We start from the raw sequence: 18443 nt of genomic DNA on the forward strand, positions 1-18443 counted from the left end.
TCCTGGTTATTTGTCGAAAGGTTTCACAAAGGTGATTCTAGGCTCTTTCCACGGACCTTCGACGCGATAGTGCACGCTGGCGAAGCGCGAAACCCGGTCACCGATCAGCCGGTCGACCAGGAACAGTGCCCCGCCCACCGCCGGCGCACCCACGATCAGCGCAGCCAACGGCAGGTTGTTGGTCACCGGCAGGCTGACCTGCAGGTTGGCGTTGACCTGGTCACGCACCAGGTCCAGGGTGCCGTCCAGCTCGAAGTTGCTCGACGGCCCGGTGACGCTGATCGGCTCGCGGGTCACATAAACACCGTCGCTGGCCACCAGCAGGCCCTTGATCCGGTCGTAGGCCAGGCCCTTGGAAAACAGGTCGGAGAAGTCCAGGCGCAAGCGCCGGCCGATCGAGTTGAAGTTGAGCAGCCCGAACACCCGCAGGGCCTGGGCGCCACCCTCCACTTCGACGATCTGGCCGGTGCGCATGGAGGCATCCATGCTTCCCGAGAAACGCTTGAGGCCGACATACGCCGGCGAGCCGGGCCAACGGCCATCGACGTCCAGGTGGAAATCGCGGCTGGTGACGGTGGGCGCGAAGCCCCAGGCCTTGAGCACATCGCCCAGGTCCTTGCCGTCGAGGCGGCCCTTGTACCAGCTGCTGGTGGCGCCGACCGCGCCCTCCCAGCCGCCGCTGCCACCGATACGCAAGCCCTTGAGGTCCAGGTCGATGTCCTGGGCCGACACGCCGCGCGCAGTGGGGCGCAGTTTCAGGCCAACCCTGCCGTACAGGTCGTCGCCGCGGTACAGCTTGTCGATGGCCAGGTCCAGGGCCGGCACCTTGCGTGGGTCGAAGGTGGCCAGCGGGTCGGGCCCCTCCTCCGACTGCGCTTCGGCAGGGTCGGCGGCGGGCAGGCGCAGGGTTTGCAGGCGCACGGTAATGGGTGCGCCCTGGGCGTCGGGCACCCGGGCGTTGCCGATCACTTCCTTGCTGTCCAGGAGCAAGTCCCAGGCCGGGCCACCGCGGGCCAGGCGCACCACGGCCTGGTTCAGGCCCATGCCGAAGGCCTTGAGCTGGCCGATGCTCAGGTCGACGCTTTGCAGGTTCTGCCGGGCGTTGCCACCGGGGTCGTCGCCGGCAAAACGCGCGGCCTGCTCCTGCCAGGGCGCCAGGTCGAGGCTGTCGAGCCGCCCCCTGACCCGCAGGCCCTGGCCGGTCGGCAACTGCGCCTGGCCTGCACCCAGCAAAAGCTCGCCACGGCCCTGGCCGAGTTTTTCCAAGGGCGCCGCGTAGGCAAGCTGGGCCAGCTCATCGTAGCGGGCATCGAAGCGTCGCTCGGGCCCTTGCAGGTTCATGCTGAACCGGCTGTTGCGGGTTTCGCCTGCGGCTTTGCCGAAGGGCGCCGGCAGGTCGATGCCCAGCCCCTTGAGCGTAGAGTCCACGCTCAAGCTATTGTCGCGGTGGCCAAGGTTGACCTGCAGCTGGTAGGGCATCTCGCCGGAAGCCGGCAGGGTCTGCTTGAACTGTAACCAGTCGGTCAAGGCCCTGAGCGCCACCTGGCCACTGGCATCGATGCGGGTCTGCATCTGCCCCGGCTGGCCTTCGGCGGTGATCTGCGCGGTAACCGGCTTGCCGAATGCCTGCAGGCTGATGCCCTTGCCACTAAGCCCCTTGTCCAGGTCGAAGCTGAAATCACCCTTCAGTTGCGTAAGGTCGAGGCTTGGCGGGGCAACTTTCAGGCGTGCATCGGCCGTGGCAAAGTCCACCAGCACTTTGGGCCGTTCGCCATGGGCCAGGGGAATGTCGAGCTTGACCCTGCCCTTGAGCGGCCCCTCGCCTTCCCAACCCGCGAAGATCTCGCCCGTGCCGATGGGCGCTTCCTTGAGAATTTTCAGGCCGTCGCCCAGGCTGCCGTCGAAACCGCCGTCCAGGTACAGGTGACTGTGCTGGCCGGCGTCGACGTGGGGGATGTTCACGTTCACGTCGCTGACCTGGGTGTCGAGCAGCAGGCCCTTCTGCGCCTTGATGCGCACGCCGCTGTCCTCGATCAGCACATCGCCATCGACGTGCTGCACCTGCGGCCAGCCTGGCTGGAAGTCCAGTGCCGCGTCACGCACCTTGAAAAACAGGCTGATGCTGCGCGACTCGGGGGTGGCGCCATGGTTCAGCGACCCCTGGTACTGGAAGTAGCCTTGGTCGACATTGCCTTTGACGATGGCGCTGCGCAGCCACTCGTCGAGGGCTGGGCTGAGCACTTCGGGCAGGTACTTGGCGGTGTAGCGGCCATCGCCCTCGGTCATGCCAACGCGCAGGTCCATGTAGCTTTCCGCGCCTTCGTCGAACAGCAGGCGAATCAGGAAGTCACCGGCGATCTTGCCTTCGTCGCCCAACACCTTGAGGTAGGGCGCAACCAGGGTGAAGCCATGCTTGTCCAGGGCCCAGGTCAGGCGGGCATTGGCCTTCTGGTACTGCCAGGGCTTGGCGAAAATCGGGTACAGGTGGAGCATGAAGGCGTCGGTATCCAGGCGCAGCTCGCCATGGCCCAGGTCGCCGCCAATGCTGCCGCTGACGTTACCGGCCGCCGGCGCGCCGTGGTAGGCGTCGAAGCCGACCTTCTCCAGGTTGGCGGCGAACTGCAGCCGCTGGTCGCCCTCGGCCTTGGGCCGGGCGTCGAGGCGCACGTTGCGCAGGGCTCCGGTGACCTTGAGCCCGTCGACCACAGCCATGAGCTTGTCCGGCAACGGTGCCAACCCCTGGATCAACGGCGTCAGCGGCGTGAGGTCGAGGCGGTCGGCCTGCAACTGCCAGGTTTCCTCGGCCGGGTTCTGGCCTGGGCGCTGGCTGAGCTGCAGGTGCGACTCCCAGCGGGCGTCGCCCAGGCTCATGGCCAGTGAATCGACCACCACGTCGAAGCCTTCGCCCCGGCGCTGCAGCCAGGCATTGAGGGCCAGGTTATCCAGGCTCACGGCCTTGCGCTGGGCATAGGCGCCGCGCAGTTGCGGCGCATTCAGGCGAACCACTGCCTGCTGTAGCTGGCCTTTGCGCCAATCGACCCAGAATTCGCCACCGGCGCGCAGCGCTTCGGCCCGCCACTGGCCGAACAGGCGGGGTGGCAACCATTGGCTCCAGTCGCTTTGTGGCAGGCTCAGGTAGGCCTGTACTTCACTTTCACCCAAGGCCTGGGTGTTTGCCCGGCTGTGCAGGTTGATCGCCAGCGGCTGGCCATCGGGCAGGGTAGCGCGCAGGTCCAGGGCCTGACGCGAGGCGCCGGCCTGCAGGCCAAGGCTGACATAGGTGAGGGTCAGGGGGTCACGCTGCCAGGGCTGCAAGGTGACCTGGCTGTCGAACACATCGACCCGCCCCAGCTGGCGCAGGCGCTGCAGCAGTTCGGCAGGGTCCAGCGGCGTGTCGTCCTTTTTTGGCAGGCCTTCCAGGGCCCAAGCGCCCTGCTGGTCTTCGCGCAGGATCAGTTGCAGGCCCGCCAGTTGAATGCGCGCCAGGCGTACCTGGCCGGAGGTGAGGCTGGCCCACAGGTCGGGCACCACCTTGACGTCATCCAGGCGCAAGGCCGAGGCGCCCTCGCCCAGTTGCAGGTCGCGCACCCGCAGCACCGGTGCCAGGCCGCTCCAGCGCCCTTCCAGCGCGCCCACGTGCACGGGCAGGCCCAATGCCTGCTCGGCTTTGTCCTCGGCTTCAGCGCGGTATTCGGCCACCAGCGGCACCAGCTCGCGCCCGAGGCTCACGTACAGCGCCACCAGCACCGCGAGCAAGGCGCAGGTACCCAGGCCCCAGCGGGTCAAGGTCACCAGAACGCGGTTCAGACGTCCCATGGCCATCGCCCTCCAGGTCGTTTTACCATGATGGTCGCAAGTGCCGGTTTTGCCAGCTCGGCCATCTTGGCGGGGTAATCAGTAAGCCTCAGAGCAGCACCACGTCGTATTGTTCCTGCGAATACATCGACTCGACCTGGAAGCGAATGGTTCTGCCAATGAAGGCCTCAAGCTCGGCAACGTTGCCAGACTCTTCGTCCAGCAGGCGGTCGACCACTTTCTGGTTGGCCAGCACGCGGTAGCCTTCAGCCTGGTAGGCACGGGCCTCGCGGAGGATTTCGCGGAAGATTTCGTAACAGATCGTCTCAGGGGTTTTCAGCTTGCCACGGCCCTGGCAGGCCACGCAGGGCTCGCACAGTACTTGTTCGAGGCTTTCGCGGGTGCGCTTGCGGGTCATCTGCACCAGGCCCAGCTCGGTGATGCCGATGATGTTGGTCTTGGCGTGGTCGCGTTCAAGCTGCTTTTCCAGGGTGCGCAACACCTGGCGCTGGTGCTCTTCGTCTTCCATGTCGATGAAGTCGATGATGATGATGCCGCCGATGTTGCGCAGGCGCAGCTGGCGGGCAATGGCCGTGGCAGCTTCGAGGTTGGTCTTGAAGATGGTTTCTTCAAGGTTGCGGTGGCCGACGAAGGCGCCCGTGTTGACGTCGATGGTGGTCATCGCTTCGGCCGGGTCCACGACCAGGTAGCCGCCAGACTTGAGCGGCACCTTGCGCTCCAGCGCGCGCTGGATCTCGTCCTCCACGCCATACAGGTCGAAAATCGGCCGCTCGCCTGGGTAATGCTCCAGGCGGTCGGCAATTTCCGGCATCAGTTCGGCGACGAACTGCGTGGTCTTCTGGAAGTTTTCCCGCGAGTCGATGCGGATTTTCTCGATTTTCGGGTTAACCAGGTCACGCAGGGTGCGCAGGGCCAGGCCCAGGTCTTCGTAGATGACGGTGGGCGCGCCGCAGGTCTTGATCTGGCTGCCGATCTGCTCCCACAAGCGACGCAGGTAGCGGATGTCCTGCAGGATTTCTTCCGGCCGCGCGCCTTCGGCGGCGGTGCGCAGGATAAAGCCGCCGGCATCCTTGATGTTTTCGCTGTCCATGCAATCGCTGACCAGTTTCTTCAAGCGCTCGCGCTCGGCTTCGTCCTCGATCTTCAGGGAAATGCCCACATGGCTGCTGCGCGGCATGTACACCAGGTAGCGTGATGGAATCGACAGCTGGGTGGTCAGGCGCGCACCCTTGGTGCCGATCGGGTCCTTGGTCACCTGCACCACCAGGGCCTGGCCTTCGTGCACCAGGGCAGTGATGTTCTCCACCGCCGAGCCTTCGCGCTGGGAAATTTCCGAGGCATGGATGAACGCCGCCCGCTCCAGGCCGATGTCGACGAATGCCGCCTGCATGCCCGGCAGCACGCGCACCACCTTGCCCTTGTAGATATTGCCGACGATGCCGCGGCGCTGGGTGCGCTCGACATGCACTTCCTGCAGCACCCCGTTTTCCACCACCGCCACGCGCGATTCCATCGGGGTGATGTTGATCAGGATCTCTTCACTCATGGCAGGCTCTCGTCAAAGGTCTTGGATAATGATGGATCGCGTGGGCTGGGCTTGCTACCGCTTGTTTGTTACCTCTGGCAAAAGCGCCGGTACCTGCCAGCAGGCGATACCGAAGCGGGCGAGCAGTTCGGCCGTTTCGCTCAAGGGCAGCCCGACCACGGCGGAGTAACTGCCCTGCAGCCCGGTGACGAACACCGCCCCCAGGCCCTGGATGGCGTAGCCACCGGCCTTGTCGGCTGGCTCCCCGCTGGCCCAGTAGCGCTGGGCTTCGGCTTCGTCGATGGGGCGAAAACGCACACTGCTGGCGATGCACAGGCTTTCGCAGCGCTGGCCATCGGTCAGTGCCACGGCAGTCAGTACCTGATGCTCACGGCCTGCCAGGTCAGCCAGCATGGCCAGGGCATGTTCGCGGTTTTCCGGCTTGCCGAGAATTCGACCATCGAGCACCACGGCGGTGTCAGCGCCGAGCACCGCGGTGCGCTCAACCGGGGCCGCGGCCAGGCCCGCCTCGGCCTTGGCCCGGGCCAGGCGCTCAACGTAGGCCTCGGCGCCCTCACCGGGCAGCGGGGTTTCATCGACAGGGGCGCTGACCACGGTAAAGGGCACGCCAATCTGGGTCAGCAGTTCACGCCGGCGCGGCGAGCCGGAGGCTAGGTAGAGCGGGTTCATGCAGACATCTCCCTGTCAGTGGTGGCGGCGCCGTCAGTTGATATGCAGGCGCCGGCGCAGGTCGCGCAGGGCGAAGCTGACCCACGGCCAGAGCAAGGCGCTGATCACCGCCGACCAGACCAGGGCCAGGGTTGGCAGGCGGTTACCGGTCAGGGCGCTGAGCCACAGCTGGATCAACTGGGCGATGCCGAAGATCACCAGGATCACCAGGCTCTGTTGCCACAACGGGAACATGCGCAGGCGCTGCTGCAACGACAGCACCAGGAAAGTGATGAGGGTGAGGATGAAGGCGTTCTGCCCCAGCAGCGTGCCGTACAGCACGTCTTCGGCCAGGCCCAGGACGAAGGCGGTGGTCATGCCCACCTTGCTCGGCACGTTCAGGGTCCAGAACGATACCAGCAGCGCCAGCCACATGGGCCGGAACACTTCGAGAAACTGCGGCATGGGTGACACGCTCAGCAGCAGGCCGACGGCAAACGTCAGCCAGATAACCCAACCGTGGTTACGGCGCGACTTGGCCATCATGGCCTCCGTGGAGTGGCAGGTGCCGCAGGCGTGGCTGCGGGGCTGGCGGGCGCCTGGGCCGCCGGGGCGGCAGGTGCGGGCGAGCCAGCAGGGGCCGGGGCGGCGGCGGGCGCTGGGTGCTCGCCACTGGCGGCCGGCTGGCCGTTGGCTGCTGCACCTTTGCGGTCCGCCTCTTCCTGGGCGATGGCGGCGTCGGTGGCGCGCTGCTCCGGCGTGCGCCGGTCGCTGAACACCAGCAGCATGTAGCGGCTGCGGTTGAGTGCGGCGGTGGGGATGGCGCGAACGATGGCGAACGGCTGGCCGGAGTCGTGGATCACTTCATTGACCGTGGCCACCGGGTAACCGGCCGGGAAGCGCTGGCCCATGCCGGAACTCACCAGCAGGTCACCTTCCTTGATGTCGGCGGTATCGGCCACATGGCGCAGCTCCAGGCGTTCCGGGTTGCCGGTGCCGCTGGCAATGGCACGCAGGCCGTTGCGGTTCACCTGCACCGGAATGCTGTGGGTGGTGTCGGTGAGCAGCAGCACCCGCGAGGTGTAGGGCATCAGCTCGACCACCTGACCCATCAGGCCACGGGCGTCGAGCACCGGCTGGCCGAGGAACACGCCGTCGCGCTCGCCCTTGTTGATCAGGATACGGTGGGTGAACGGGTTGGGGTCGACGCCGATCAGCTCGGCCACCTCGACCTTCTCGTTGACCAGCGCCGAGGAGTTGAGCAATTCACGCAGGCGCACGTTCTGCTCGGTCAGGGCCGCCAGCTTCTGCAGGCGCCCCTGCAGCAGCAGGGCCTCGGTCTTGAGCTTTTCGTTCTCGGCAATCAACTCGGTGCGGCTGCCGAACTGGCCAGCCACGCCTTGCCACACACGTTGCGGCAGGTCGGTGATCCAGTACGATTCCATGAGCACCAGGCCCATCTGGCTGCGCACCGGCTTGAGCACGTCGAAGCGCGCGTCGACAACCATCAACGCGACCGACAGCACCACCAGTACCAGCAGGCGAACGCCCAGCGAAGGGCCCTTGGAAAAAAGCGGTTTAATGGGCCGTTCCTCGTGGACGACTCAGGAGGTCATTGGACATGGGACAACGCACCAGCCTGGTTGCGGGTTGACGGAAACGACGCCCGGACGGACGCCAGCCCAGCACATACAGGTAGCACTGCGCGTGCTACCTGTAAACCGGGCACTCGAAAGCCGCGTGGATCACTCGCTCGAAAGCAGGTCCATGGCGTGCTTGTCCATCATTTCCAGGGCGCGACCGCCGCCACGGGCGACGCAGGTCAGCGGGTCTTCGGCAACGATCACCGGCAGGCCGGTTTCCTGGGCCAGCAGCTTGTCGAGGTCACGCAGCAGCGCGCCACCACCGGTCAGCACCAGGCCGCGCTCGGCGATGTCCGAGGCCAGCTCCGGCGGCGACTGCTCCAGGGCGCTCTTGACCGCCTGGACGATGGTCGCCAGGGATTCCTGCAGGGCCTCGAGCACTTCGTTGGAGTTCAGGGTGAAGGCACGTGGCACGCCTTCGGCCAGGTTACGGCCACGCACGTCGACTTCACGCACTTCGCCGCCTGGGTAGGCAGTGCCGATTTCCTGCTTGATGCGCTCGGCGGTGGATTCACCGATCAGGCTGCCGTAGTTGCGACGCACGTAGGTCACGATGGCTTCGTCGAAGCGGTCGCCACCTACGCGCACGGACTCGGCGTAGACCACGCCGTTCAGCGAGATCAGCGCGATTTCAGTGGTACCACCACCGATATCGACGACCATCGAGCCGCGGGCTTCTTCAACCGGCAGACCGGCACCGATGGCAGCGGCCATTGGTTCTTCGATCAGGAACACTTCACGGGCACCGGCACCCAGTGCCGATTCACGGATGGCACGGCGCTCGACCTGGGTCGACTTGCACGGCACGCAGATCAGTACGCGCGGGCTAGGCTGCAGGAAGCTGTTCTCGTGCACCTTGTTGATGAAGTACTGCAACATTTTTTCACAAACGCTGAAGTCGGCGATGACGCCGTCCTTCATCGGACGAATGGCAGCAATGTTGCCGGGCGTACGGCCCAGCATGCGTTTGGCTTCGGTACCGACGGCGACGACGCTTTTCTGGTTGCCGTGGGTACGGATGGCAACAACCGAGGGCTCATTCAGGACGATACCGCGCTCACGCACGTAAATAAGGGTGTTGGCAGTACCCAGGTCGATGGAAAGATCGCTGGAAAACATGCCACGCAGTTTCTTGAACATGGGAAAGTGACCCTGGGGAAAGCGTGGGTAAAAAAGTGCGGCAAACTCTAACAATGGCAGGGATTTTGGGCAAGGAGCCAATATGTTAAATTGGCTGTTTTTCCGAGCACGCCAGCAGATGATCGCGGCCGTTAGACCGCCAAAATGCTGACATGTTCCTCACTGCGGACTATCCGCTTCTCGTTTCCCCTGGAGATCCCCATGGCGCTTGAACGCAGCGACGTGGAAAAGATCGCCCATCTGGCCCGTCTGGGCCTGAATGAAGGCGAACTGCCACGCATTACCGATGCCCTGAACAGCATTCTTGGGCTGGTCGACCAGATGCAAGCGGTCGACACCACTGGCATCGAGCCCCTGGCCCACCCCCTGGAGGCCAGCCAGCGCCTGCGTCCCGACCAGGTCACCGAAAGCAACCAGCGCGACGCCTACCAGGCCATCGCACCTTCGACCGAAAGCGGTCTGTACCTGGTTCCGAAAGTCATCGAGTAAGGGAAAGAGCCTGCCATGCATGAATTGACCCTGGCCGAGATCGCCCGCGGACTCGCCGACAAGTCGTTTTCCTCCGAAGAGCTGACCACCGCCCTGCTGGCGCGGGTCAAGCAACTCGACCCACAGATCAACAGCTTCATCAGCGTCACCGAAGACCTGGCCCTGGGCCAGGCGCGTGCCGCCGACGCCCGTCGCGCCGCCGGTGAAGGCGGTGCGCTGCTGGGTGCGCCAATCGCCCACAAAGACCTGTTCTGCACCCAGGGCGTGCGCACCAGCTGCGGCTCGAAGATGCTCGACAACTTCAACGCGCCCTACGACGCCACCGTGGTCGCCAAGCTGGCCGAAGCCGGCATGGTCACCCTGGGCAAAACCAACATGGACGAGTTCGCCATGGGTTCGGCCAACGAATCCAGCCACTATGGCGCGGTGAAGAACCCGTGGAACCTCGAGCACGTGCCAGGCGGCTCGTCCGGTGGCTCGGCCGCCGCCGTGGCGGCGCGCCTGCTGCCGGCCACCACCGGCACCGACACCGGCGGTTCGATCCGTCAGCCGGCGGCGCTGACCAACCTCACCGGCCTCAAGCCCACCTACGGCCGCGTATCGCGCTGGGGCATGATCGCCTACGCCTCGAGCCTCGACCAGGGCGGCCCGCTGGCGCGCACCGCCGAAGACTGCGCCCTGCTGCTGCAAGGCATGGCCGGCTTCGATGCCAAGGACTCCACCAGCATCGACGAACCGGTGCCGGACTACAGCGCCAGCCTGAACGGCTCGCTGCAGGGCCTGCGCATCGGCCTGCCGAAGGAATACTTCGGCGCCGGCCTCGACCCGCGCATCGCCGAACTGGTCCAGGCCAGCGTCAAGGAGCTGGAAAAGCTCGGCGCGGTGGTCAAGGAAATCAGCCTGCCGAACATGCAGCACGCCATTCCGGCGTACTACGTGATCGCCCCTGCAGAAGCATCCTCCAACCTGTCGCGCTTCGACGGCGTGCGCTTCGGCTACCGCTGCGAAGAGCCCAAGGACCTCACCGACCTGTACAAGCGCTCCCGTGGCGAAGGCTTCGGCGCCGAAGTGCAGCGGCGCATCATGGTCGGCACCTATGCCCTGTCGGCTGGCTACTACGATGCCTACTACGTCAAGGCGCAGCAGATCCGCCGGCTGATCAAGAACGACTTCATGGCCGCCTTCGAAGGCGTCGACCTGATCCTCGGCCCAACCACGCCGAACCCGGCCTGGAAGCTTGGCGCCAAGAGCAGCGACCCGGTCGCCGCCTACCTGGAAGACGTCTACACCATCACCGCCAACCTGGCAGGCCTGCCGGGCCTGTCGATGCCAGCCGGCTTCGTCGATGGCCTGCCGGTCGGCGTGCAGCTGCTGGCCCCGTATTTCCAGGAAGGCCGCCTGCTCAACGTCGCGCACCGCTACCAGCAAGTCACCGACTGGCACACCCGCGCCCCTAACGGCTTCTGAGGAATTCACACATGCAATGGGAAGTTGTGATCGGGCTGGAGATTCATACCCAGCTGGCCACCCAGTCGAAGATCTTCTCCGGCAGCGCCACCACCTTCGGCTCCGAGCCGAACACCCAGGCCAGCCTGGTTGACCTAGGGATGCCCGGTGTTCTGCCGGTGCTGAACCAGGAAGCCGTGCGCATGGCCTGCATGTTCGGCCTGGCGATCGATGCCGAGATCGGCAAGCGCAACGTGTTTGCGCGCAAGAACTACTTCTACCCCGACCTGCCCAAGGGCTACCAGATCAGCCAGATGGACCTGCCGATCGTCGGCAAGGGCCACCTGGACATCGCCCTGGAAGACGGCACCATCAAGCGCATCGGCGTCACTCGGGCGCACCTGGAGGAAGACGCCGGCAAAAGCCTGCACGAAGACTTCAGCGGCTCCACCGGTATCGACCTGAACCGTGCCGGCACCCCGCTGCTGGAGATCGTCTCCGAGCCGGACATGCGCAGCGCCAAGGAAGCCGTGGCCTACGTCAAGGCGATCCACGCGCTGGTGCGCTACCTGGGCATTTGCGACGGCAACATGGCCGAAGGTTCGCTGCGTTGCGACTGCAACGTGTCGATCCGCCCGAAAGGCCAGGCCGAGTTCGGCACCCGCTGCGAGATCAAGAACGTCAACTCGTTCCGCTTCATCGAACGGGCGATCAACAGCGAGATCCAGCGCCAGATCGACCTGATCGAGGACGGCGGCAAGGTGGTGCAGGAAACCCGCCTGTACGACCCGAACAAGGACGAAACGCGCTCGATGCGCAGCAAGGAAGAGGCCAACGACTACCGCTACTTCCCCGACCCGGACCTGCTGCCGGTGGTGATCGAGGACAGCTTCCTGGAAACCGTTCGCGCAGGCCTTCCCGAGCTGCCACCGCAGAAGGTCGAGCGCTTCCAGAGCCAGTACGGCCTGTCGGCCTACGACGCCAACGTGCTGGCTTCGAGCCGCGAACAGGCCGACTACTTCGAAGAAGTGGTCAAGGTTGGCGGCGATGCCAAGTTGGCCGCCAACTGGGTCATGGTCGAGCTGGGCAGCCTGCTGAACAAACTGGGCGTGGAAATCGACCAGGCCCCGGTCAGCGCCGCGCACCTGGGTGGCATGCTGCTGCGCATTCGCGACAACACCATCAGCGGCAAGATCGCCAAGACCGTGTTCGAGGCCATGGCTGCCGGTGAAGGCGATGCCGACTGCATCATTGAAAGCAAAGGCCTCAAGCAGGTTACCGACACCGGTGCGATCGACAAGATGCTCGACGAGGTGCTTGCCGCCAATGCCGAGCAGGTCGAACAGTACCGCGCCGCCGACGAGGCCAAGCGCGGCAAGATGTTCGGCTTCTTCGTCGGCCAGGCCATGAAGGCCTCCAAGGGCAAGGCCAACCCGGGGCAGGTGAACCAATTGCTCAAGGCCAAGCTCGAAGGGTGATTGTTTTTTCCCTGTAGCCCTGCGAGGGCTTCGCCCTCGTTCGCGGGCAAGCCCGCTCCCACAGGAACACCGCTACACCTGTGGGAGCGGGCTTGCCCGCGAATGGCCGCCCTGGAGAGCATCTGAATTGCTAAAGCGATCCCTCAGCACCCTCGCCCTCTTCTCCGTCCTGGCCGGCTGCGCCAGCCACGACATCGACCCCCGCGGTTACGACGAAACCGGCACCGCGTCCTATTACGGCTCACGCCACCACGGCAAACGCACCGCCAGCGGCGATGCCTTCAACCAGCACGGCCTGACTGCCGCCCACCGCAGCCTGCCGTTCGGCAGCCGGGTACTGGTTACCAACCTGGCCAACGATCGCAGCGTCGTGGTGCGCATCAACGACCGCGGCCCGCACACACGCGGGCGCCTGATCGACCTGTCACGCGCGGCTGCAGAAAAAATCGGCATGCTCCGTAGCGGAACGGCGCGCGTCCGGGTACAAGGGCTGAGCGACTGAGCCGACAGGAGTCTTCATCATTTTCGACCTGGCCACCCTCCCCACTTCCAGCCTGCTGCAACTGTGCATCGCCCTGCCGCTGCTGGTCGCCGGGGCCGAATTGCTGGTGCGCGCGGCGTTGCGCCTGGCCCTGCGCCTGCACGTGCGGCCATTGATCATCGGCCTGAGCCTGGTGGCCTTCGGCAGCACCGCACCGCAGCTGACCGTGAGCCTGCAGGCCGCCTACCAGGGCGCGCCCGACGTGGCCGTGGGCAGCGTGATCGGCAGCAACATCTTCAATGTGCTGGTGATTCTCGGCCTGGCGGCACTGATTATCCCGCTGCGGGTTTCACGCCAACTGGTACGCCTGGACATCCCCCTGATGATCGTCGCCAGCGGGCTGGTCTATGCCCTGTGCGGCAATGGCCAGCTGGGCCGGATCGAAGGCCTGCTGTTGCTGCTGGCACTGGGGGGCTACCTGGCCATGCTCTGGCACCAGTCGCGCCATTATTCACGCACCTACCCCGCACCGCCCCCGGTGGCCGTCAGCGCCGCACGGTTCTGGTCGGCGACCTTGCTGCAGGTGCTTTTCGGGCTGCTGTTGCTCAGCCTGGCCGGGCATTTGCTGCTGGAGGCTGCCGTGGAGGTGGCAACCGACCTGGGGCTGTCCGAACGGGTAATCGGTTTGACGGTGGTTGCGGTGTGCACCTCGCTGCCGGAGCTGGCCACCGCCCTGGTCGCCGCCCTGCGCGGTGAGCGCGAGATTGCCGTGGGCACGGTGATCGGCAGCAACCTGTTCAACCTGCTGGCGGTGCTTGGGCTGACCGCGCTAGTTGCTCCACAGCCGCTGAGCATTTCACCCAACGCCCTGGGCTTCGATTTCCCGGTGATGCTGGGCGTCGCTGCGCTGAGCCTGCCGGTGTTCTACTCCGGCTACCGGGTAACACGCGCCGAAGGGCTGGTGTTTCTGTGCCTGTACCTGGCCTACGGCCTGCACGTGGCGGCCTTTACCATGGGCATGCCGCTGGCAGGGCGGCTGGAGCGGCTGATGCTGTTCTATGTGCTGCCGGTGCTGGGCTTGGTGCTGCTGTACACCACCTTGCGCGCCTGGCGGCGCCAGCACTGAAAAAGCATCGCGAGCTACGCTCGCTCCTACCAGGTCCACGCTGTACCGGTATGCGTCACACCAGGATTGCGCTGTACCGGCATGCGTCACACCAGGATTGCGCTGTACCGGTATGCGTCGCACCAGGATTGCGCTGTACCGGTAGGAGCGAGCGTAGCTCGCGATGCGCCGCTGAGCGGCGCCTGGCCTACGCCTGCCGCGCTTTCTTGATCTTGAAGGCCACCCACAACAGCAGAATCCACCCCGGGATCAGCATCACCGAAATGCGAATCGGCGGGGTCAGGTACATCACCACCAGAATCAGCACGATGAATGCCAGGCACAGGTAGTTGGTCAGCGGGTGCCCCAAGCTCTTGTAGAACGGCGTGACACCGGCTGCAAGCTTGGCCTTGCGGAACTTCAGGTGGGTGATGCTGATGCTCGCCCAGTTGATCACCAGCGCCGACACCGCCAAGGCCATCAGCAAACCAAAGGCCTCACCCGGCATCAGGTAGTTGATAACCACACACAGGCCGGTGGCGAACGCCGACACCCCCAGCGCCGTCAGCGGCACGCCACTGCGGCTCACCTTGAGCAACTGGCGTGGTGCATCACCCTGGCTGGCCAGGCCAAACAGCATGCGGCTGTTGGCGTACACGCAGCTGTTGTAAACCGACAGCGCAGCGGTAAGCACCACGATATTGAGGATGGTCGCCACCAGGTCGCTGTCCAGTTCATGGAAAATCATCACGAACGGGCTGCCGCCCTGCACCACCTTCTGCCACGGGTACAGCGACAGCAGCACCGCCAGCGCACCGATGTAGAAGATCAGGATGCGGTACACCACCTGGTTGGTGGCCTTGGGAATGCTCTGGCGCGGGTTGTCGGCCTCGGCGGCGGTAATGCCCACCAGCTCCAGGCCGCCGAACGAAAACATGATCACCGCCAGCGCCATCACCAGGCCGCTGACGCCATTGGGGAAGAACCCGCCGTACTGCCACAGGTTGGCCACGCTGGCATCCGCGCGGCCGTGGCCGCTGGCGAGCATCCAGGCGCCAAAGCCGATCATGCTGATGATCGCCACCACCTTCACCAGGGCGAACCAGAACTCCATCTCGCCGTACACCTTCACCTGGGTGAGGTTGATCAGGTTGATCGCCACGAAGAAGATCGCCGCCGTCGCCCAGGTGGGGAATTCCGGCCACCAGTACTGCACGTAGATGCCCACGGCCGTGAGCTCGGCCATGCCCACCAGCACGTACACCACCCAGTAGTTCCAGCCCGAGACGAACCCTGCGAATTCGCTCCAGTACTGGTGGGCGAAGTGGCTGAAGCTACCGGCAACCGGCTCCTCGACCACCATTTCGCCCAGCTGGCGCATGATCAGGAAGGCCATCAGGCCTGCAATGGCGTAGCCCAGCAAAACGGAGGGGCCGGCCAGCTGGATGGTCTGGGCGATGCCCAGGAACAACCCGGTACCCACGGCACCGCCCAGCGCGATCAGCTGGATATGGCGATTCTTCAGCCCGCGCTTAAGCTGCTCGGGCGTGCTCTGGTCTTGCATGAAGTGTCCTTTGGCTCAGTGAGGCAGTGTTGTTGCTGTTGTTTGCAGTCAAGGATCTAGATCCATCCGCCCCACTGCAAGATGAAAATACCAATATTGGTGGTAATCGCCGCCATTAGCGTAGTAATCACGATGATTGAGGCCGCCAGTTCATGGTTGCCATTGGCCGCGCGGGCCATGACGTAGCTGGCTGCCGCCGTGGGGCTGCCAATGTAGAGGAACAGGATGCCCAGCTCCGCACCGCGGAACCCACACAGCCAGGCCCCGAGCGTGCCGATCAGCGGCAGCCAGACCATCTTCACCAGGCTTGCGTCGATGGCCAGCCTGCCACTGTCGCGCAGGGCCGCCAGCGACAGGGTGCCACCAATGCAGATCAGCGCCAGCGGCAGGGTCATCTGCGCCAGGTAGTCGCCGGAGGTAAGCAGCCAGTTGGGCAACGGCACCTGGCCGTAGGCCATGGGCGTGGCCACCAGCACGCTGAGGATCAGCGGGTTGCTGAAGATACTCTTGCAGATGCTCCAGGGGTCGGACTTCAAGTCCGGGCTGTACACCGCCAGCACCACGGCCGACAGCGAGTTGTACATCAGGATCACCAGGCCCGCGAGCACCGCGCCCAGGGAGATGCCGTAGTCACCGTAGAGGCTGGCCGCCAGGGCCAGGCCGATAACCCCGTTGTTGCCGCGAAACGCGCCCTGGGTGTAGATGCCGCGGTCGGCCAGCGGGCTGCGCCAGATGGCCATGCCCCAGGCCACGGCGAAGCCCACCAGGGTGGCGGCGACGAAATAGAGGATGACCTTGGGTTTGACCGCGGCGGCGAGGTCGGCATGGTAGATGCCAAGGAACAGCAGCGCCGGCATGCAGACGTTGAACACCAGTTGCGAGGCGACGCGGTTGAAGTTGTCGTCGATCAGGTGGATGCGTTTGAGCAGCACGCCCATGAACAGCATGGCGAAGACGGGCGCCGTGATGTTCAGCGTCTGGATAAGAAGGGCAAGCATGCGCAAGCGGTCCTGAAGGGGTTGCCGTTAGGTGGCTAATGATACGCCAACACATCAGGAAATGCGGGGATCGAGCGGGACTTCAGGGAAGTTTTTACCGGCCTCTTCGCGGGGCAAGCCCGCTCCTACAGGAGGTATGCGATCCCTGTAGGAGCGGGCTTGCCCCGCGAAGAAGCCTGAACTGACTCAGCGGCGAACCGGTCGCTTCTGCAATTTGCGCTGCAGGGTACGGCGGTGCATGCCCAAGGCCCGCGCGGTGGCCGAGATGTTGCCTTCGTGTTCGTTCAGCACGCGCTGGATGTGCTCCCACTGCAGGCGGTCCACCGACATCGGGTTTTCCGGCACCAGGGTGTCCAGGTCGGCATGCTCGGACAGCAGCGCTGCCAGCACATCGTCGGCGTCGGCCGGCTTGCACAGGTAGTTGCAGGCGCCGCGCTTGACCGCTTCCACCGCCGTGGCGATGCTTGAGTAACCGGTCAGGATCACCACGCGCATTTCCGGGTCCAGCTCCAGCAGCTTGGGCAGCAGCACCAAGCCCGAGTCGCCTTCCATCTTCAGGTCCAGCGTGGCGTAGTCAGGCAGGTCCTGCTGGGCCAGGATCAGGCCTTCCTCGGCGGAACCGGCCGTGCTCACGCGAAAGCCGCGGCGGCTCATGGCACGGGCCATGACCCGGGTAAAGGTGGCGTCATCGTCCACCAGCAGCAGGTGCGGCAGCTCTTCGCTTTCGACCTGGTTTTCTTCGCTCATCATTCATCTCCTCGCTTGCCATGGGGCAGGCGCAGTTCGGTCAGGGTGCCACCCTGTTCATGACTATAGAGTTTTACCGAACCGCCCGCACGGGTCACGCTGGCCTTGCTCAAGAACAGGCCCAGGCCGAAGCCTTTGCCCTTGGTGGTAATGAAGGGTTTGCCGATGGCTTCGGCAATGGCCGGCGGCACGCCGGGGCCATGGTCGCGGATGCTGATCAGGATATCCTGGGCGTCCCAGTCGAGGGTCACCTGCAGGTCGTCCGGGCAGGCATCGGCGGCATTGTTCAACAGGTTCAGCAGCGCCTGGGTCAGGTCTGGCGGCGGGGTCAGGCGCGGCAGTTGGCCGTCGCGCAGGCGCTGGAAGCGGTAGCTGGCCTCCGGGCGCATCAGGTGCCAGCGGTTCAGCGCCTCGTCGAGCCACACGGTCACGTCCTGCTCGACCACGGCCAGGCGACGGTTGGCCTCGGCGGCGCGCACCAGTTGCTGCAAGGTTTCCTTGCACAACTTGACCTGGTCTTGAAGGATCTGCAGGTCTTCCTGCAGCAAGGGGTCGGTATGGTCCTGGCGCATCTCGTTGAGCAGCACGCTCATGGTCGCCAGGGGCGTGCCCAGCTCGTGGGCGGCGCCGGCGGCCTGGGTGGCCACGGCCAGCAACTGTTCGTCGCGCAGGCTTTCTTCGCGGCGCTCGGCGCGCAGCTGTTCCTGGCGGCGCAATTCTTCCGCCATGCGCGCCGCGAAGAAGGTAATCACCGCTGCGGCCAGGGCGATGCTCAGCCACATGCCATAGACCTGCATCTTGTCCCGCGCCAGCGGCAGCCCCTCCAGCGGGTAGAACTTCACCAGCAGCAGGCTGTAGGCGGTCAGGGCGATGCCGGAAAGGATCAGCGAATACAGCCACGGCAAGGTCACCGCGGCAATCGCCAGTGGCACCAGGTAATACGACACGAACGGGTTGGTCGAGCCACCGGTGTAGTACAGCAACGCGCTGTGGATCAACAGGTCGCAGGCCAATTGCAGGGCGTATTCGGTTTCGGTAACCGGCAGCGACAGGCGCAGGCGCAGCGCCGTGAAGGCACAGAGAATCGACGACAAGGCCAGGGTCGCGGCCAGCGACAGCCAGGGCAGCGGCAGCAGGTCGGTCCAGTAGGCGACGCCCACGGAGCCGGCCTGGGCGGCCAGGACCAGAACCCGGATTACGGTCAGGCGCCAGAGGTTCTGGCGTGTGGCGGACAGCGGTTGTACGGCAGCGAGCATGAGCTCTCCTGATGAGTGCTCCAGGAAAATCGGCTGGAGTATACCGAAGCCGGGCGCCTCGCTGCAGCGATGCGGCAAAGCGCCAC

15 protein-coding genes are annotated in these 18443 nt (G+C 65.0%); 5 read left to right on the plus strand and 10 right to left on the minus strand.

The annotated features are described in order from the left end of the window. Positions 1 to 6 precede the first annotated feature (6 nt). From F3J45_RS09040 to mreB, 6 genes are all read right to left on the minus strand, one after another. The gene (locus F3J45_RS09040) at positions 7 to 3816 is read right to left on the minus strand and encodes a YhdP family protein (RefSeq protein WP_205300450.1); all 3810 of its coding nucleotides are present in this window, start codon (positions 3814 to 3816) and stop codon (positions 7 to 9) included. Between the two features lie 88 nt (positions 3817 to 3904). Continuing rightward, complete coding sequence (gene rng, locus F3J45_RS09045) at positions 3905 to 5362, minus strand: ribonuclease G (RefSeq protein ID WP_167060558.1); 1458 nt, start codon at positions 5360 to 5362, stop codon at positions 3905 to 3907. A 54-nt stretch (positions 5363 to 5416) separates the two neighbouring features. Continuing rightward, positions 5417 to 6031, minus strand: a complete 615-nt coding sequence (locus tag F3J45_RS09050; RefSeq protein ID WP_167060561.1) for a nucleoside triphosphate pyrophosphatase — start codon at positions 6029 to 6031, stop codon at positions 5417 to 5419. Between the two features lie 33 nt (positions 6032 to 6064). Beyond that, positions 6065 to 6553 carry a rod shape-determining protein MreD gene (mreD, locus tag F3J45_RS09055; RefSeq protein ID WP_167060563.1) on the minus strand — a complete coding sequence of 163 codons (489 nt, stop codon included), beginning with the start codon at positions 6551 to 6553 and terminating at the stop codon, positions 6065 to 6067. Further along, the gene (gene mreC / locus F3J45_RS09060) at positions 6553 to 7593 is read right to left on the minus strand and encodes a rod shape-determining protein MreC (RefSeq protein ID WP_167060757.1); all 1041 of its coding nucleotides are present in this window, start codon (positions 7591 to 7593) and stop codon (positions 6553 to 6555) included. The genes mreD and mreC overlap by 1 nt, the downstream gene beginning before the upstream one ends. A 162-nt stretch (positions 7594 to 7755) precedes the next feature. Beyond that, positions 7756 to 8793: a rod shape-determining protein MreB gene (gene mreB, locus F3J45_RS09065; RefSeq protein ID WP_003255163.1), complete on the minus strand. Its 1038-nt coding sequence runs from the start codon at positions 8791 to 8793 to the stop codon at positions 7756 to 7758. A gap of 201 nt (positions 8794 to 8994) precedes the next feature. Between mreB and gatC the strand changes: the two genes are divergently transcribed. From gatC to F3J45_RS09090, 5 genes are all read left to right on the plus strand, one after another. Further along, positions 8995 to 9282 (plus strand): Asp-tRNA(Asn)/Glu-tRNA(Gln) amidotransferase subunit GatC, encoded by a 288-nt coding sequence (gatC, locus tag F3J45_RS09070; RefSeq protein WP_110637484.1) that lies wholly within the window; start codon positions 8995 to 8997, stop codon positions 9280 to 9282. A 15-nt stretch (positions 9283 to 9297) separates the two neighbouring features. Further along, positions 9298 to 10749: an Asp-tRNA(Asn)/Glu-tRNA(Gln) amidotransferase subunit GatA gene (gatA, locus tag F3J45_RS09075; protein ID WP_167060565.1), complete on the plus strand. Its 1452-nt coding sequence runs from the start codon at positions 9298 to 9300 to the stop codon at positions 10747 to 10749. 11 nt (positions 10750 to 10760) lie between these two features. Then, the gene (gene gatB, locus F3J45_RS09080; RefSeq protein WP_167060568.1) at positions 10761 to 12206 is read left to right on the plus strand and encodes an Asp-tRNA(Asn)/Glu-tRNA(Gln) amidotransferase subunit GatB; all 1446 of its coding nucleotides are present in this window, start codon (positions 10761 to 10763) and stop codon (positions 12204 to 12206) included. Between the two features lie 127 nt (positions 12207 to 12333). Then, positions 12334 to 12708, plus strand: a complete 375-nt coding sequence (locus F3J45_RS09085) for a septal ring lytic transglycosylase RlpA family protein (protein ID WP_167060570.1) — start codon at positions 12334 to 12336, stop codon at positions 12706 to 12708. 61 nt (positions 12709 to 12769) lie between these two features. Then, positions 12770 to 13813 carry a calcium/sodium antiporter gene (locus F3J45_RS09090; protein WP_167060760.1) on the plus strand — a complete coding sequence of 348 codons (1044 nt, stop codon included), beginning with the start codon at positions 12770 to 12772 and terminating at the stop codon, positions 13811 to 13813. A gap of 187 nt (positions 13814 to 14000) precedes the next feature. Here the strand turns inward: F3J45_RS09090 and F3J45_RS09095 are convergent, their stop codons facing one another. From F3J45_RS09095 to F3J45_RS09110, 4 genes are all read right to left on the minus strand, one after another. After that, positions 14001 to 15356: an amino acid permease gene (locus tag F3J45_RS09095; RefSeq protein ID WP_167060573.1), complete on the minus strand. Its 1356-nt coding sequence runs from the start codon at positions 15354 to 15356 to the stop codon at positions 14001 to 14003. Positions 15357 to 15412: 56 nt separating this feature from the next. Then, positions 15413 to 16354, minus strand: coding sequence for an AEC family transporter (locus F3J45_RS09100; RefSeq protein ID WP_167060576.1), 942 nt, complete (start codon positions 16352 to 16354; stop codon positions 15413 to 15415). A gap of 186 nt (positions 16355 to 16540) precedes the next feature. Further along, positions 16541 to 17101 carry a response regulator transcription factor gene (locus F3J45_RS09105; RefSeq protein ID WP_167060579.1) on the minus strand — a complete coding sequence of 187 codons (561 nt, stop codon included), beginning with the start codon at positions 17099 to 17101 and terminating at the stop codon, positions 16541 to 16543. After that, positions 17101 to 18357, minus strand: coding sequence for an ATP-binding protein (locus tag F3J45_RS09110; RefSeq protein WP_167060582.1), 1257 nt, complete (start codon positions 18355 to 18357; stop codon positions 17101 to 17103). The genes F3J45_RS09105 and F3J45_RS09110 overlap by 1 nt, the downstream gene beginning before the upstream one ends. Positions 18358 to 18443: the final 86 nt, after the last annotated feature.

It is taken from the genome of Pantoea sp. Ap-967 (assembly GCF_011752565.1).
GTDB lineage: Bacteria > Pseudomonadota > Gammaproteobacteria > Pseudomonadales > Pseudomonadaceae > Aquipseudomonas.